Origin of the sequence: Microcoleus sp. FACHB-SPT15, from assembly GCF_014849525.1 — a bacterium.
In the GTDB taxonomy this organism is placed as follows: Bacteria; Cyanobacteriota; Cyanobacteriia; order Cyanobacteriales; family Coleofasciculaceae; genus Symplocastrum; species Symplocastrum torsivum.
This window is the reverse complement of the sequence record NZ_JACJNU010000065.1, coordinates 64,660-81,485: the sequence shown is the minus strand read 5'-3', so window position 1 is coordinate 81,485 and position 16,826 is coordinate 64,660. Positions and strand designations below refer to the sequence as shown.

General features: G+C 46.2%; 16 protein-coding genes. 13 read left to right on the top strand and 3 right to left on the bottom strand.

The genetic code is table 11. The features are described 5' to 3' along the window. Positions 1-45 precede the first annotated feature (45 nt). A complete protein-coding gene (locus H6F98_RS28545; RefSeq protein ID WP_192222118.1) occupies positions 46-663 on the top strand; it encodes a LysE family translocator in 618 nt (205 codons plus the stop codon). Positions 664-667: 4 nt separating this feature from the next. Here the strand turns inward: H6F98_RS28545 and H6F98_RS28540 are convergent, their stop codons facing one another. Continuing rightward, positions 668-1,312, bottom strand: coding sequence for a hypothetical protein (locus tag H6F98_RS28540; protein WP_192222117.1), 645 nt, complete (start codon positions 1,310-1,312; stop codon positions 668-670). Positions 1,313-1,712: 400 nt separating this feature from the next. Between H6F98_RS28540 and argB the strand changes: the two genes are divergently transcribed. From argB to clpP, 6 genes are all read left to right on the top strand, one after another. Further along, positions 1,713-2,606, top strand: coding sequence for an acetylglutamate kinase (argB, locus tag H6F98_RS28535; RefSeq protein WP_192222116.1), 894 nt, complete (start codon positions 1,713-1,715; stop codon positions 2,604-2,606). Positions 2,607-2,701: 95 nt separating this feature from the next. Next, entirely contained in the window at positions 2,702-3,226 is a 525-nt protein-coding gene (locus tag H6F98_RS28530) for a tetratricopeptide repeat protein (protein ID WP_192222115.1), read from the top strand. Between the two features lie 64 nt (positions 3,227-3,290). Beyond that, positions 3,291-3,632 (top strand): hypothetical protein, encoded by a 342-nt coding sequence (locus H6F98_RS28525; RefSeq protein ID WP_192222114.1) that lies wholly within the window; start codon positions 3,291-3,293, stop codon positions 3,630-3,632. An 85-nt stretch (positions 3,633-3,717) separates the two neighbouring features. Then, complete coding sequence (locus tag H6F98_RS28520; protein ID WP_192222113.1) at positions 3,718-5,022, top strand: TldD/PmbA family protein; 1,305 nt, start codon at positions 3,718-3,720, stop codon at positions 5,020-5,022. An 80-nt stretch (positions 5,023-5,102) separates the two neighbouring features. After that, the gene (locus H6F98_RS28515) at positions 5,103-5,924 is read left to right on the top strand and encodes a DUF3153 domain-containing protein (protein WP_313929961.1); all 822 of its coding nucleotides are present in this window, start codon (positions 5,103-5,105) and stop codon (positions 5,922-5,924) included. A 137-nt stretch (positions 5,925-6,061) separates the two neighbouring features. Then, the gene (gene clpP / locus H6F98_RS28510; protein ID WP_192222111.1) at positions 6,062-6,670 is read left to right on the top strand and encodes an ATP-dependent Clp endopeptidase proteolytic subunit ClpP; all 609 of its coding nucleotides are present in this window, start codon (positions 6,062-6,064) and stop codon (positions 6,668-6,670) included. 100 nt (positions 6,671-6,770) lie between these two features. Here clpP and H6F98_RS28505 read toward each other — a convergent pair whose 3' ends face one another. Further along, positions 6,771-7,634 (bottom strand): hypothetical protein, encoded by an 864-nt coding sequence (locus H6F98_RS28505; RefSeq protein WP_192222110.1) that lies wholly within the window; start codon positions 7,632-7,634, stop codon positions 6,771-6,773. 1,069 nt (positions 7,635-8,703) lie between these two features. Here H6F98_RS28505 and H6F98_RS28500 point away from each other — a divergent pair. The 3 genes from H6F98_RS28500 to H6F98_RS28490 all read left to right on the top strand — a co-directional run bounded on the left by H6F98_RS28500 (position 8,704) and on the right by H6F98_RS28490 (position 12,630). Beyond that, positions 8,704-10,959, top strand: a complete 2,256-nt coding sequence (locus H6F98_RS28500; RefSeq protein ID WP_192222109.1) for a ribonuclease R family protein — start codon at positions 8,704-8,706, stop codon at positions 10,957-10,959. 196 nt (positions 10,960-11,155) lie between these two features. After that, on the top strand, positions 11,156-11,785 hold the full coding sequence (locus H6F98_RS28495; RefSeq protein ID WP_192222108.1) for a flavin prenyltransferase UbiX: 630 nt from the start codon (positions 11,156-11,158) through the stop codon (positions 11,783-11,785). Positions 11,786-11,910: 125 nt separating this feature from the next. After that, positions 11,911-12,630 (top strand): LapA family protein, encoded by a 720-nt coding sequence (locus H6F98_RS28490; RefSeq protein ID WP_192222107.1) that lies wholly within the window; start codon positions 11,911-11,913, stop codon positions 12,628-12,630. Positions 12,631-12,791: 161 nt separating this feature from the next. Here the strand turns inward: H6F98_RS28490 and H6F98_RS28485 are convergent, their stop codons facing one another. Next, positions 12,792-12,983 carry a hypothetical protein gene (locus tag H6F98_RS28485; RefSeq protein ID WP_192222106.1) on the bottom strand — a complete coding sequence of 64 codons (192 nt, stop codon included), beginning with the start codon at positions 12,981-12,983 and terminating at the stop codon, positions 12,792-12,794. Positions 12,984-13,329: 346 nt separating this feature from the next. Between H6F98_RS28485 and H6F98_RS28480 the strand changes: the two genes are divergently transcribed. From H6F98_RS28480 to H6F98_RS28470, 3 genes are all read left to right on the top strand, one after another. Next, a complete protein-coding gene (locus H6F98_RS28480) occupies positions 13,330-14,907 on the top strand; it encodes an NB-ARC domain-containing protein (RefSeq protein ID WP_192222105.1) in 1,578 nt (525 codons plus the stop codon). Positions 14,908-14,963: 56 nt separating this feature from the next. Further along, a complete protein-coding gene (locus H6F98_RS28475) occupies positions 14,964-15,527 on the top strand; it encodes a shikimate kinase (RefSeq protein WP_192222104.1) in 564 nt (187 codons plus the stop codon). A 200-nt stretch (positions 15,528-15,727) separates the two neighbouring features. Then, positions 15,728-16,786 carry an ABC transporter substrate-binding protein gene (locus H6F98_RS28470; RefSeq protein ID WP_192222103.1) on the top strand — a complete coding sequence of 353 codons (1,059 nt, stop codon included), beginning with the start codon at positions 15,728-15,730 and terminating at the stop codon, positions 16,784-16,786. Positions 16,787-16,826 lie beyond the last annotated feature (40 nt).

Genomic DNA, 16,826 nt, shown 5'->3' with positions numbered 1-16,826 from the left:
AACAACAGTGATTTATCAGGAATTACCCACAATCAAAAACGAAACATGAATAGCAGTTTTTTCCTTAAAGGGCTGGTGATTGGCTTCTCTATTGCCGCACCCGTCGGCCCAATTGGAGTATTGTGCATCCGTCGTACATTAGCTCAAGGACGTGCATCAGGTATTATTTCGGGTTTAGGAGCAGCAACGGCTGATGCGATTTATGGCTGTATTGCTGGATTAGGACTAACGTTTATTTCGAGCCTCTTAATTAGCCAGCAGCTATGGTTACGACTAATTGGTGGTATTTTTTTGTGCTACTTGGGAGTTAAAACATTTATAACTCTACCCGCAGAACACGCTGCCAAAGCTAAAGGCAGTAGTCTGATTAGTTCCTACGCTTCAACCTGTTTCTTAACACTAACTAACCCAATGACAGTACTTTCTTTTGTCGCTGTTTTTGCCGGGTTAGGGCTAGCAAACACGGCTGGTAATTATGCCTCAGCAATGATTCTCGTTTTGGGTGTTTTCATTGGTTCGGCGCTTTGGTGGCTGATGCTCAGTGGTGGGATTTCCCTCTTTCGCGCAAAGCTCACTCCTCAGCGGCTACAGTGGATTAATCGAATTTCTGGCATCATGATTATGATGTTTGGCTTCATAGCACTCCTAGGTCTTAGAAGCTAACTGTTCAACGTTTCCATACAGTGAGAGTTTCTAACACAGCTTGCCAGCAAACATTTCTAAGGTAAAGGGTGATGTTAATAATCCCTAATAACTTTGTGCCATCCTCTAGCATTGCAACACTTCCTTCTCCTGGCAGAGGTGTTGTGTCAACCATTGCAGAGAAGATAAATAAAAGCACGGCGAGAATTAGTAAAATATACGGTGTTACTCGAATGATGCGCCAAAAAGTGAATCCATAGACCAGTGCTGCAGTGCCATAGAATAAATACACTATTGTTTTGGAAATACCGATCTTTCCGACGATGAGATGGATTCGGAAGGCATCATCTATCAGCAAGACTCCAGTTGCGATCGCAGAACACAAAATAAAGAGATTTACTTTTTGCCCAGGTCGAATTGCTTGTAGTAATCCAAAGCTACATAGACAGATTGTTACAGCTACACACCACAGTAAATCAGATACGGCGGAGAAGGTTCCAATGTAGGGGCGATTCGCTGAAAAAGGGTCTTCAAAAAGTAGTACAAGTTGCCCCCCTTTATCGAAAAGCTTGACATAGATAGAAAGGACGGAAAACAGTAGTATGGTTAAGCTGTTGAACCAAAGAACGAATTGGTCTATTTTTAGTTGCTTTGTGATCGTTTCAAACATTTTATAAAAATCTAGCTTCCCTCTAGAGGTCTATTGCAGGTTTACCACTTCGCCGTTGTTAGTTCCGGAACTGTTTCTCTTGCTTCAATGGCATCACTGACAACTCATGCCTTCCCAGAGCGTTGGCTTAGAGCCAGGATAGCCTAGAGGAAACGAGCTTGCACAGGGCTAAAGAACCTCTAGAAAAACAAGGAGCTTATGTCTGTGCATACAGGTAGACATAAGAGATTTCTTGAAAAAATTAGTCTAACTGTTAACTGTGAACAGTCAAAGTCAGTGACATTCACTAAAAAAGAAAATTTTAAAAGTCGGATTTTTTACCGCCACCTTTACTTCATCAGCACTGTGCAAAATGAATTAAACTTTTTTGGAGGTGTTTTTTGTTCTAGGTTCGCTGCCCATGCTTCACGATAGCGATTATATTAGGCAAGCTGAAGCAACCCGTGTGCGGGTGCTGAGTGAAGCCTTACCCTACATCCAGCAATTTACTGGTCGGACGGTAGTTGTTAAGTACGGTGGTGCTGCAATGAAAGACAGCACCCTGAAGGATAAAGTTATTCGCGATATTGTCTTTTTAGCCTGTGTGGGTTTGCGACCTGTGGTTGTCCATGGTGGTGGCCCAGAAATTAATAGCTGGCTAGGGAAGCTGGGTATTGAGCCACAATTTAAAAATGGTTTACGGGTAACTGATGCCCCCACAATGGATGTTGTGGAGATGGTGTTAGTCGGTCGGGTCAATAAAGAATTAGTTTCTCTGATTAGCCGTGCTGGTGGTAAAGCCGTAGGACTATGTGGCAAGGATGGGAATCTCATCACAGCCCGTCCAGAAGGTCGAGAGGGAATTGGCTTTGTTGGGGAAGTGAGCAGTGTGGATGTTAATCTCCTAGAATCTCTGGGCAACAGTGGCTACATTCCAGTAGTGTCGAGTGTTGCCGCCGATGAAACGGGGCAAGCCTACAATATCAATGCGGATACTGTTGCTGGTGAAATTGCTGCTGCTCTAGGGGCAGAGAAGTTGATTTTGCTTACCGATACATCGGGGATATTGAAGGATTATAAAGACCCCTCGACTCTGATTCCCAAGGTAAGCATTCAAGAAGCACGAGATTTAATTAGTGCTGGTATTGTTGGCGGTGGGATGATTCCAAAGGTTAGCTGTTGTGTGCGATCGCTTGCCCAAGGCGTTCGGGCGGCTCACATTATTGATGGTCGCATTCCCCATGCACTACTCCTGGAAATCTTTACCGATGAAGGGATTGGCTCAATGATTGTTGCCTCAGAGTTTTTCAGCTAGGCACAGAAGAACTGATTACCTTGTATTCCGGGTCTTGTTTATTTTGCACGCCTACTTCGTTAGCTTTAAGTAAAGTAGATTAGCAAAGTCGAAACGTGAGTTCAGAAAACAAGGAAAAATTCCTCATTGAGTACCAGGCAGGGAAAGCGGCATTTGAACGCGGTGACTATCGCATCGCTGTACAGCGATTGGAGGCAGCAAGTGCTTTGATGGGGCGAACCTCTCGCTTGGGAGGAGAGGCACAAATGTGGTTAGTGACAGCGTATGAGGCGGCTGGGCAAAAAACAGAAGCGATCGCTCTTTGTCAGCAACTTAGTCGTCATCCTGATCCGGAAACGAGTAAAGAAGGCAAACGCTTACTTTATATTCTGCAAGCCCCCCAGCTAGCCAGACCTTCGGAATGGATGACAAAAATTCCCGACCTAGGTGCGATCGCTGAAAGTGACCCTAAAGAACGTCGGGGTAGTGTTAACACTGTAGCTACCCGCAAACCACGAGAACAACCTGAACCAAAACCCGTCGATCTCACTCAGGTAAATACCAAAGATAATCAATTTATCTGGGTAGCACTGCTTGCGCTTACTCTAACAGTAGCAGGACTGATTTGGTTTAGTTTTTGAACCGGAAGAATGCCCTTACACCCAGTCGTTGGGTATGGCGGTAGGTTAACTTAAGGGATTTGCCATGGCAGACTTAATCATTGGGCTAATTTTTGTGATGTTCACAGAAGCCTTATTTGGCTTCATTATTGCTGCTGTTATAGGAATGCTCACGTCTAGAGCCTTGGAATCATCTTTATTGATTAACCTTTGCTTAACTGGAGCCTGGATTGGGGTAGGGGTTGGCGCAATTGTGAGACTGATTGTGATGATTATCCAGCAGGTTTCGATAGAAAGAGCGATGATAGACCCAAAGCTATCCCTAGTTATTCCTGTGGCTACAGTGCTAGGAGGAATTAGCGGAATAGTGTTGTGGCAGATTAATCAAGGCAGAGGGAACAAGAGAAAGGGACGAGAGAGAGAGTAAGGGGAGCAGGAGGAGCAGAGGAGATTAAGTTTGTTGGCATTGAAGTCAGGTTAAAATCTGTAGGGATAAAGCGGGAGTCTGGATTGTGAGCGATGCAACGCTAGAGAAGATTTTGACACTGGCGACTCAGCACGTCGATGCGGCTGAAGTCTACTACCTTTCAAGCCAAGACACGCCGATTCAGTTTGAAAATAATCGCTTAAAGTCACTCTCCACAAAAGCCCTTCAGGGTGTGGCGCTGCGTGTCATTTGTAATGGTCGGATCGGATTTGCAAGTTCCACAGATTTAACCCGACTAGATGACTTAGTTGCTGCTGCTGTGCAAACTTCAGAAATTGGTGACTCGGCTGAGTTTGAGTTTGCGAGTAATGTCCAACTGAGTGCCCCTGAAACAGATTACACACCACCGGAAACTATAGAATTTGTAGAGGTGGGAGAGCGTCTGATTGAGCAGATTCATTCCTACAACCCTGATATTTTTGTAGATGTCGGGTTTCATGTCCGCTCTGGCGCTGTCAAGATTGCGACGACGGGCAACGCTTATGGTTCACGCTTTAGTCAGGTTGTTAGTGCATCGCTGTCAGGAAACTTGGTTAAAGGGGAAGATTTTCTCCAGGCTTACACCTACGACGTGGTGCGCGATGGTATCCCTGACTATGAACACCTCCTCCAAAAACTTTTGCAAAAGTATCAGCAATCAGAGCAGCAAGCAACAATCAAGAGTGGCGTGTTCCCGGTACTCTTTACCCCCACAGCAGCGGCGAGTACGATTGGACGGTTGTTTAAGACCATTCTTTCCGGTCAAGCGGTTTTCCAAAAGGCATCTCCTCTTGCTGGTAAAGTTGGCGAACAGCTATTTGATCAGCGTTTAACAGTTTTTGAAGACCCTAGTATTGGTTCTTCTGCTTGCACGTTTGATGATGAGGGGACACCGACGACACGCAAGGTGCTGATTGAGCAAGGCGTTGTAAAAGAGTTTTACTGGGATCGTCGTTGGGCAGCACGCGCGGGTTGTGCCCCGACGGGGAATGGTTTCCGAGGTGGATTATCTCGTCCAGGAGCCGAGTTGGTTAATGGCTGTATGTCGCCGGGTAAGACTTCCACGGCTGATTTGATAGCAGGTATGGAAGAAGGAGTAATTGTCGATCAAGTGCTGGGTGCGGGTCAATCGAATCAACTAGCCGGGGAGTTTTCGGTAAACCTGGATTTGGGCTATAAGGTTGAAAAAGGGGAGATTGTTGGTCGCGTTAAGAATACGATGGTCGCCGGAAGTATTTTTGAGGCGTTCAAAAATCTGGTAGATTTGGGCGATAAGCCGGAATGGGTTGGTGGTGGTGCTTATCTACCCTGTCTCTTGTTTGGGCAGTTAGGCGTTGCTGCTCGTGAGTAGTTTTTTGAGTGAAGTGTGAAGAGGCATTAACCAAGCGCGGCGAAGACGAGAACGATAAGGAGGGGAGGAGAGTGAAACGAGTGACTTTTGATGTATTGTTGTTTATCCGTCAAACTCTGGGGCGCTTGCGTGTGCTTTGGGTAATTTTACTGGCATCGGTGTTGCTTTCTGGTTGTGTTAGGTACGATGTCGGGGTAAATTTTGAAGGTCAGCATCACGGCGCGATTGTTCAGCATATCAAGCTGGAAGAACGCCTGACGAACTTCAGCAATTCTCAGGTACAGGAATGGCTCAAAAGTGTTGAGCAGCGGGCGAAGCAGCTTCAGGGTAGAACGAAGCGTCTTTCCAATCAGGAGATTATTGTCACCATTCCGTTTAGTAGCGGTGCGGAACTGGAGTCAAAGTTTAACCAGTTTTTCAATCCGGTTGTGAAGAAAGATGCTAAATCTAAGCCAGTTGAGGCGGTAGATTTACCCAATTTTGAGTCTAAGTTCCACCTTGATCAAGGTAACTTCTTCTTCTGGCATCGCAATCATTTTACTTATGACGTAGATTTGCGATCGCTAGGTGTCCTCTCAAGCAATGGCAACGTCATTATTAGCCCCGACTCACTGTTAAATTTGCAGTTTAGTTTAGAAACACCTTGGGGCGCACGTAGTATCCAGAACGCGGACAATGCAATTAGCCCAGAAGCCTACGATAACGGGCATCAGCTATTGTGGACGCTTAAGCCTGGTCAGTTGAACCATATTGAAGCCGTGTTTTGGCTTCCTAGCCCACTTGGGACAGGTACACTCGTGATTGTGTTGTTGGTATTAGGTGGTTTCTACTGGAAGTACAAATCGTTCCCGTGGACAACGGTTAAACCTATTACACCCAAGGTTTTGTCAGAGGTGCCGTAGATACTAAGTTCAGGACTTACGCAGAACCTCTACCTGTAAGGTACGTTATGGCGTACCCTACTCCCCTTCTTCACGAACAACAGCCTATCGTGGCAATCGCTACAATCTAACTAAATAGATACAAACGGCTGTACTGCATGATTCCCACAGTTATTGAACAATCCGGGCGTGGTGAACGCGCCTTTGACATCTACTCTCGTCTTCTACGGGAGCGAATTGTCTTTTTAGGGCAACAGGTTGATTCTGACTTGGCAAACTTAATTGTTGCTCAGCTGCTATTTTTAGAAGCTGAAGACCCGGAAAAAGACATTTACCTCTACATCAACTCTCCCGGCGGTTCTGTGACAGCGGGTATGGGCATTTTCGATACGATGAATCAAGTCCGTCCAGATGTCTGTACCATCTGTCTGGGCTTAGCCGCTAGTATGGGTGCTTTCCTCCTCAGTGCTGGAGCAAAGGGTAAGCGGATGAGCTTACCACATTCCCGAATCATGATTCACCAGCCCCTAGGCGGTGCCCAAGGACAAGCGACGGATATTGAAATTCAAGCCAGAGAAATTCTCTACCACAAGCAGCGGCTTAACGAGTTCTTGGCACAACACACAGGTCAGCCAATGGAGCGGATTGAGGAAGACACAGAGCGTGACTTTTTCATGTCGCCTGGGGAAGCGAAGGATTACGGCTTAATTGACCAAGTGATTGAACGTCGTCCCTCGGCAACACGTACAGCGGTTGCGGTTGGATAGATAACACTAAGGGTGTGAATTGTCTGCTTGGTTGTTGGTTATTTGTTGTTTGTTAAAGAATACAAAAAACAAGTAACCAACAACAAACAACACTTCATACTTAATCTTCCGGTGTCGGCTCAGATTCCAGATGATGTAGGAAGTCAAGTAATTCAGCATCAGTTAGGAGCTGACGCGATCGCTTACCGTAAGTTTGTACCAGATAATCGCGCCCCTGCTGATTAGTCCAGCCTAAACGCTTGAGTTCCACATTTGTTCTGGCAATGATGTCAGAAAAATCAATAGGAGTACTAGGGATGGGTGGTTCACTAGTCGCTATCTCAGGTTCGCTGGGCAAGTAAGACTCGGCTGAAGTGTCATTTAGCGATGTTGGGGACATCTCTGCTGTTACCAAAGAAGGTTCAGCCTCTTCAAAGGGTTCAACCTCAACTGAGGGAATTTCATCGGCAAACGGAATTTCATCAACGAGTGGCGTTGTTGGCGTAACGTCAGCCACTTTCTCGCGCTTTGACCGACGCTGGGTTTTGGTGGAAACTTCCACAACAGGAGGAATGGTCACTTCTGCTGGCTCAAGCGGAGACATATGATTAGCATTGTTGTCTACCGGAGCGTCTGGAAGTTGAGTCGGTTGAGTTGTTTTGAGGCTTTCTGATAGCGCTGCGGTAGCGTCTGAGACTGTGGGAGAAGTATGGAGTGTTGGGTTGAGTGGAACCGTCACCTCACCAGTCGCGAGATGAGTTTCCTTTTCCTCAGTAGCTGTTGTGTCAATACCTAAAATCGCTAAAGCGCGGCTTCTTGCCTGATCTTCTGCCAATTCAACTGTTTGGGCAGCAGCAAGACCTGTCACTAAGGTGGTTCCCCCATCTTGAACTAAACAACGCACGATGTACTTACCATGATCAATTGCTGATAGCTCAGTGACTAGGCTGCCGTTAGGATAACGAACTCTAAAGTGAGTAAACATAAACGTTTCACCGTGTTTCAAACGTGGCGCTGTTTCTACACCACTGCCAAGAGAAAAGCGCACATGGCTATAAACTACATACACTCTTTTCAAGAACAGATTTTGTGAACGGACGCCTAGAACCTAGAATAAATAAAGACTGTCTATTGTCACTGTAACCCATTGCCCTTGCCGCAAAGCGACTCATCCGATTTTGAATGGACGATTGTTGGGGCGTGAGGGTTGGAAGTCTTCGCGATGGCTAAAAGACCATCGGTCTACTCCAATCTTAAATAGCCCCAATCGTTTGGATTAAACCCTATGGACTTTCTCGGAGGTCTACGCGCTCCGCACCTGCTACGCGAAGAGTGATTCGGGATTAAGACTTTAGATTAGGTTTCCATGGATTAATCCAGGAGCTTGAAACGAAGCCAGCCGTCTAATCATCCAAAATCTAAAATTGGAAGAGCCAGAACGAAGAGCGGTAACAATCCCTGAAAGGCGGTGTGTCAAACTATGTGTCCGTTAGTTAGAAACTGGGTAGTTTAAGCACTCTTAACCCAGTATTGGTGACTTCTTCCCGATAACTGTATCCTGAGTTCCCTGTTTTGTGGCAGTTAGCTGGGGTGGGAAGTAATCATACAGGATAAGAGTGGTGAAAAGTAGGAATAGACCCTTGCCGTTGAAACACAAGTAAAAATCGGCACTTTCTTAAGGTTAGGGCAATTTCAAGAGTAAGTTAATCCATCTCTCTTGTAATGGATTGAGGCTCCCAGTCTCACTTCGGAAGACAACAGATACAGTCAGCAAACCGATTTAGGCGAATCTTTACTTGCCTAACCCGGTGAAGTGCCCTACCCGCCTGGATGGGGTTTTAATCTCAAAATTCAAAGTTCAAAGTATTTGGATTTTGAACTTTGAATTGAGAGCGATGAGGCAACTTTCCCCACACCCACGAGGATTGTTGTTCCCAATCGCAACTGGTGGAGTCCTTTGGTTACGTGCTCTCCTAGGTACCGTCACAGTGTGTGAGCGCATTGCCAACAGGGCAAGAGCAGCAAAACCACGAATCAGATAAGAAGGATTGTTGATGGAATTTTCAATCGCTACATTGCTTTCAAATTTCTCAGATGAAAAATTAGTCGCTCCTAAGGTTTTGGAGAAGAAACTCGGTTGTCAGGATGAGGACTGTCTCCAAAAACTCCACATTGCCCTAGATGCACTGGAAAAAGTCGGCATCTTAATTAAAGACCGTGGCAGGTACCGACGGGTTCAGGAAGAAGACATTGTTGAAGCCAAGCTGCGCTGTTCGAGCAAGGGATTTTGCTTTGCGATTCAAGATGTTGAGGGAGCTGATGATATTTACATTCAGAAGAGCCATCTGAGTACGGCTTGGAATGGCGATCGCGTTTTGGTAAAGATTACGAAAGAAGGCAGCCGACGCCGGAGTCCTGAAGGGCAGGTGCGCTTAATTTTAGAGCGGGTCAACCCTTCTGTCTTGGCGCGAGTCAAACAGACTGACAACGGTTATCGAGCCGTCCCCTTAGATGACCGACTGCTCTTTGAACTTGACCTCCAACCGAATGACGAAACCTTAGCGCAGGCGGTTGAGAATCTGGTTCATGTTGAAGTATTACGCTACCCCTTAGGACACTACCCTCCGCTGGGTCGGGTTGCCCGCATCCTAGGCACTGACGCTGAAGACGCGGCTGATACCGATATCGTTTGCTGTAAGCATGATTTACGCCGCAACTTCCCGGAAGACATCCTCAAAGCCGCTGACTCACTTCCCAAACAGCTACGCAAGGCGGATTTAAAGAAACGTCTCGATTTGCGATCGCTGCTCACAATTACGATTGAGGATAATTCAGAAACAGGTAATGCTGGGCTTGTTGAAAACGCCTTTACTTTGGAAGAAACGGAAACGGGATGGCAGCTAGGTGTCCACATCGCTGATGTCGCTAGCTTTGTTAAGCCTGACTCGCCGTTGGACAAAGAAGCGAGAAAACGCGGCACTGCTGTTTATCTAGGAGATACGTTGCTACCGTTGCTGCCTGAAGCGGTTGAGCGTCTTTGTTCTTTGGTTCCCGGTGAAGACCGCTTAGCGATTTCTGTACTCCTGACCCTTGATGAGACAGGTCAACTCGTAGAGTTTGAAATTCGACCTTCAGTCATTCAGGTCAACCATCAGCTAACTTACGAGCAAGCCCAGTTAATTTTGGTACAGCATCAGGAGGCAAACTCAGAGGTAAGCGATGCTGCTGAGATGCTCAACCAGCTATTTTTTACGATCAGTCCTGCTCTAAAAGCCCAGCGACAGCAACGGGGGGCATTTGAATTCAGTATCACTGACAATCAGTACCCCTACCCTTATAAAGATGAAGGAAGACTGGGAGCGTTAGTGGCTTCCTCCTCACTGCCAGTGCGATCGCTTTTAGCTGAATTAGCCGTATTAGCGAATCAAACTGTCGCCTCTCATTTGCAGGCATTAGCTTTGCCAGGGATTTACTGCGTACAATCTCCACCCGATGCCGATGAGCTTCAGGACTTGATCAAGCTGGGCAACAATCTTCAGCTAGATATGCAGCTAGAGCAGGAGGAAGAGGTTACGCCTCAGGACTACCAACGCTTTACCCAACTGTTTGCCAAATCAACCGCGCCAAAAGTGTTGACTTACTTATTGCAGTCAACTCTAAAGCCAGTGGGCTACAGCTCTAAACCGGGATTTCACTTTGGTCTAGCATTAGATAGTGGCTATACCCACGCTTGTTCACCCTTAAGGCGCTATGCCGATTTGTTTGTGCAACGGGTGCTACTGGAAATGTTTGACCAAGGACGCGATCGCCGTTCTACCCGTTCCAAAGATCGCGTTACACTCACCCATAGCAGCAGCCACGGTAACGTCAACTGGAATGTTTTACCACCAGAGACGCAGCAAGAGTTGGAAACTCAAGCGACAACCCTGGTTCCCCATCTCAATGACCGTGAGAAGCTTACGGCTGATGCGGAGATTGATTTGCAGGGCTTAAAGAAAGCTGAGCAGATGAAAGAGCGTACAGGGGATGTCTTCAGTGGATTGATTACTGGGGTGCAGTCCTACGGCTTCTTTGTTGAAATTGAAGACTTGCTCGTTGAAGGACTCGTTCACGTCAGCTCTCTTAAAGATGACTGGTATGAGTATCGCTCTCGCCACGCCTGTTTGGTAGGTCGGAAAAACCGCACCGCTTACCGACTAGGCGATCGCGTTGAAGTCCAAGTGAAGAGCGTTGATTACTATCGCCAGCAAATCGACCTCGTAACCGTTGGTGGCGGTAGCATTGCCCGCAAGGAAGATTTAGAGGAGTAAGTCATTTGTCACATTGGCCAGTCCTCAAACGCCAGTTGTTAGTTGTTAAACAGCTACCCCTCTAACAACTAACAACTATAGCTCTTCAGCAGTCAGCTTTCAGCTCTTGGAGGCTCCGGCTACGGCTGGCTCATAGCCTCCTATCGATGTCCTAACCTAAGTGGCTACTGCTATAACAAGCAACAACTAACGATAAATGACAACAGACAACGGACAACAGACTAAACCCCTAATTCTTGGTGTTACGGGTGCTTCTGGCTTAATTTATGCGGTGAGAACCTTAAAGTTTCTCTTAGAGGCTGACTATACCATTGACCTTGTAGCCTCGAAATCAGCCTACATGGTGTGGCAAGCCGAGGATAACATTCGGATGCCGCCAGAACCTGACCAACAGGAACAATTTTGGCGTCAACAAGCTGGAGTGCCTACAGGCGGCAAACTAAGTTGTCATCGCTGGGGGGATGTCGGAGCGGCGATCGCTAGCGGCTCTTTCCGGACGTTAGGGATGGTGATTATCCCGTGTAGTATGAGTACCGTAGCAAAAATTGCCACTGGTTTAAGTTCTGACCTGCTAGAACGCGCAGCCGATGTTCAACTCAAAGAAGGGCGAAATCTGGTTCTTGTCCCTCGTGAGACACCCTTGAGCGTGATTCACCTCCGCAACCTCACCACGCTGGCAGAAGCAGGGGTAAGAATTGTTCCTGCTATCCCCGCTTGGTATCACCATCCTCAAACAATTGAAGATTTAGTGGATTTTGTTGTGGCGCGGACTTTAGATCAGTTGGATATTGACTGTATTCCAATTAATCGTTGGCAGGGGCATTGAGGAGTTGTGGGTGATGAGTGGGGATTAAAGCAGTACCCTAGAGTTAGAATCCAACTTCTAGTATTTTCTCAAGATAGTAATTGCTGACCCCTTCCTAACTCAACTCAAAGCTCATAACTCTTAAAATGCCTGTAATTCGGATTGTACTGCTGTTGTCACTGGTGGGCGGAGTGACCTTGTTTGCCTTTTCCAATTTGTCGCCAGTACTGCCGCTTGTGTTTTTGGGGGTGACAACGCCTGCCCAGCCATTAGCCACATGGATTGGAGGAGCATTTGCGGCTGGAGTAGCAACTAGTTTTTTCCTGCAACTGTTGAACTCTCTTGTCGAAGGTTCTTCATCTCGGCGTGTGGCAGAACGCACTGAGGTACCGCCTCGAAGCCGTTCTTTTTCGCGGGAAACTCCAGAACCAGAACCGGAGACTCAAACTCGCTACAGCCCACCCCCTCCCCCTCCTGAAACACCAACTAGTAGAAGCGAGGCATCGGATTGGGAAGAGGGTATTGATGAGGACTGGGATTTTGATGAAGAGCCAGCCGCATCAACTTCAGTAAACCAAGAGGCGAATCGTAATTACTCCAGAAGTACCCCACAAGGCGATCGCACAAATTATGAAGTGAAGCAAGAGCCAAAATCTACTTCCCAAACAGGTTCTGTCTACTCATACAGCTACCGGGATGAAAACGAGTCAGGTGTTGGCAGAGCTGATGCGGTTTATGATGCCAACTATCGGGTGATTACGCCACCCTTTCAAAAACCCGTTGAACCGGAGGACGATGAAGAGGATTGGGGTTTTGAAGATGATGAAGAGTTTGATGATGATGATCGAGACACGAGACGGCGCTAGCGAAGCTCTAATGATTCCATTCTATTTTTCATCCTTCGCCTATAGTTGTTGCGACTGAAACCATTAGCAAAAATCGCTAACTTCCCTAAATCAAGTGGCAGCTTCCAATAGGAGCAGTATTCAAACGGAATTGATCTGGCTCCTGATTGTGATTACAAAATCTATGAGTGCAGGAGTTCACGAGACTGTTGCTTTACCAAGCCTGCCATAGCTGCTTGCTGTAAGCTCATAAAAGCCCTTAAATCTTCCCGATCATACTTTTTAGCCAGCATTTGTCGCAATTGCTCCTCTGCCTCTATCGTCAAATACCCGGTAGCAATTGCCTGTTGGACAACGTTACGAATCATGAGCATATGCTTTGTCACCCTATATTGACAACAGTTTGAAACGTTAAGTCTTAGAAGTTGTTAAGGAGCTTGACGGTAAATATCGACCGTCCTCTAGAAGAGTAGCCCCCTCATTGGCAGAAGCCTCAAGACAATAGACGCTCAATAACTTCATCTCTAGTACTTGTCGCAAGCTATGATGAATTTTATGCAAAGCTCATATCAAGTATAGATGAAGTATTGCTGAAGCTTAGCATAACCAAAGTAGGCACTCTCTAGCAGCTAACCAACGTTAGCAAATTCGTTATGATGTCCCTGTTACTTTGTTAGAGTGAATCGTTAACAATCTGGTATTTGACAACCTGGCAAGCCAATGGCATCTACTGATGAGCAGCTTGAAGCGAACTTTACAGAAGCGGCAAACAACTGGAATCTGGAAAAGCTCTATGTAGACCTTGCCGTTGCTAAGGGTAGGGGTCTAACACCAGTTGAGAAGAAATTTTTGAGAGGATTGCTTTGTGGCTACAGCCCTGCGGAGATTGCCGCTCAAGTATACAAAAGTGGTAGTAGCAGCGCGGTAAGGGTCTATTTATCTAATGGGCTGTACAAATACATTCAGGACTTGCTGCTTCAACAGGGCGGGTCGGGGATGGCGATTAAGAACTGGAGCCGCATCACGAATCTGCTGGAGAAAGCTGGTTATAAGCTACCCTATGGTCAACAAGGTGTAGCTGATTACCAACCTGAATCTTCTCAACCCTCAACTGACGTTAGGCAGGCGATTGATAAGTATCAGGAGTGGCAGGGAGGGATTGCGGTTGAAGTCTTCTATGGACGCCAGAAGGAACTGACTCAGCTAAATGAGTGGATTGTTGAAGAGGGCTGTCGCTTAATTGCGATTTTGGGGATGGGAGGGATTGGAAAAACTGCTCTGGCTACCAAGTTAGCCGAACAAGCAGCCCCGCAGTTTGAGTCTCTTATTTGGCGCAGCCTTCGGTCATCTCCACGACTAGAAGACTTCTTGGAAGACCTTGTTCAATCACTGGGTGAACAACAGCCTATCAGTCTACCCATCACAGTGGGAGGGAAAATTTCCTGGTTGATGGCGTATTTGCGATCGCATCGGTGTTTACTTGTTTTAGATCAGGTGGAAGCAATTTTGCGCCCTCATGAACTCGCTGGAGGGTATCGTGAAGGCTATGAAGCCTATGGGCATCTCTTTACACGTCTGGGAGAAGAATGCCACAAAAGCTGTTGTTTAGTCACAAGTCGAGAAAAACCAAAAGACATTGCAATTCTTGCAGGAACAAAACTACCTATTCGCACATTCCAATTAGATGGCTTAAATACGGAAGAATGTATCAAGCTTTTTCAAATCAAATGTCAATCTGGTTTAGAGCCTGAACAGGAGTCAATCGTTAGGCTTTACGCCAATAATCCATTACTCATCAAAATTGCTGCAACAACGATTCAAGATATCTTTGATGGGGATGTTACAGAATTTTTGACAGAAGGTACGATTGTTTTTGGTGATATCCGCGAACTATTAGACCAGCAATTCAATCGCCTTTCGCCTATAGAAAAGCAACTGATGTATGGATTGGCGATAGAGCCACGCTTGGAGATGTTACCTGTAGGGTCAGAGGCGCTTGTATCAGGTATGTCAAAGTGGCAGAGGTTAGAAGCGTTGGAGTCCTTGCAAAGGCGATCGCTTATTGAAAGAAAGTCCACTAGCTTTACACAATCCCCTCTCCTTAAAGTCTATGTCATTCAAAAATTAACTGACCAAATGGTACAAGAGATGAGTGCAAAGGACGTTGCCTTGCTCGTTGGGCGTACTCTCACAAGCTTGCTATTCAACGACAACCAGAGTAAACCAGCGGCAACAAATCAAAATGGAACCTTAACAAGCTTAGCCGCAACGAATGAGGATGTAGTACCAAAAAGCTGATTAATTCATAGATAGCCAGGTTTAGCTAACAACTAAAAACTAATAACCTCTTGATTGTGAACAACTTATTACAAGGACTCAACGTTTTTCTCATTGGCATGATGGGTGCTGGAAAAACAACGGTAGGACAGCTACTAGCCAATAAGCTAGGCTACCAATTTTTTGATACAGATGTCTTGATTGAGAAAGTTGCCCGTAAAACGATTAATGAGATTTTTGCTGATGATGGTGAAGATGCCTTTCGGCAGTTGGAATCTCAAGTACTATCGGAATTATCGGCTTATACTAAGTTGGCAATTGCTACAGGTGGTGGCATCGTACTGCGACACCTGAACTGGAGTTATTTACATCACGGCTTGATTGTCTGGCTGGATGCACCCGTAGAAGTATTGGTTGAGCGTCTCCAAAACGATACAAGTCGCCCTCTTCTGCAAGATGCGAATCCGGCACAAGCCCTACAAACGCTTCTTAACCAGCGGAATCTCCTCTATGCTGAAGCCGACCTCCACATCCCAGTAAGCGCTACTGAGACACCAGAACAGATTGCAGGTGCGATTATTGCCAAGATTCCCACGGTACTGAAATCACCGCAGGCTGACTCATCTAACCCAAATAACTGAGTTTTGGTATTAATACAGTTAACCCTGATACTGAAGTAAGAATACCTTCTCGGCGTATTCTATGTGTCTGGGTTTACTACTGAGGAAAGCCCCAAAGCTAAGCCGCATAAATAGCACAACGAACTCCTGTTTTAGCAGTCAAGTTTCATCGTGATGAAACGCTTAGAGGGAGTGGCATCAATAAGGAGGATAAAAAAGCAATGAAGCATCGTTTAATCAATGCTCTTGTTGTTGCTCTAGTCAGTTTAATGGGGACTTTCCTATTAGGAGTTCCTACAGCACAAGCTAAGCCTTGCACACTAAGTGCGATTGTTTGGGAAGGATATACAGATTCGTCTTTTGCTCAGAGGTTCGAGGAAGCAACAGATTGCAGCGTCAAAGCAACCTACGCTGGTTCTAGCGATGAAATGTTCACCAAGTTTCGAGCAAGCGGTGGACGAAATTACGATCTTGTTTCCGCCTCAGGTGATATTACAGAACGCCTTTACAAAGCTGGCTTAGTTCAACCCATAGATACCAGCAAGCTCAAAAATTATGAGGCTGTGTTCTCGCCCTTCCAAAAAGCCGCCTGGAACACGTTTGATAGTAAGCCTTATGGTGTTAGCTTTGCCTGGGGTCCAAACGTCCTAGTTTATAACACCAAGGATGTTGTCCCTGCACCGACTTCCTGGGATATCCTATTTGATCCAAAATATGCAGGGAAGGTAACAATTCCAGATAACCCCATGACAATCGCTGATGTAGCGCTTTGGCTGGGTATGGAAGACCCTTACAATCTAAGTGATGATGATTTAGCTAAAGTGAAAGCAAAGCTTTTGCAACTACGCCCCAGCATTCGCAAATTCTGGACAACAGCAGGAGAATTAGCGAATTTATTCCAATCCGGTGAAGTCGAAATTGCCCATGCGTGGCCTCTTACCTACACTCAGCTAAAAGAAGCCAACTTTCCCATCGGTTCCGTTAGCCCTAAAGGTCAACTAACGGGTTGGACAGATTCCTGGATGATTTCCAAGAACTCTCGTAATGCGGATGCGGCATACCAATGGATTGATTTTATTCTGAGTGGGGAAGGTCAAAAAGGTGTCATGGATGTGACAGGATATTCAGGAGCAACAGAATTGGGAGTTAAGGCTGTTGGTTCAGAACGGGCTAAGGAATTGTACATGGATGACCTCTCCCTGCATGAAGAAATTGCAATGTGGCAGAGTGTCAAAAATTACGAGAAGTGGGTACAACTCTGGAATGAAATCCGTACTTGATAGATAGTTATAGTAGGAAGCCGTCAGCTATCAGCATCAG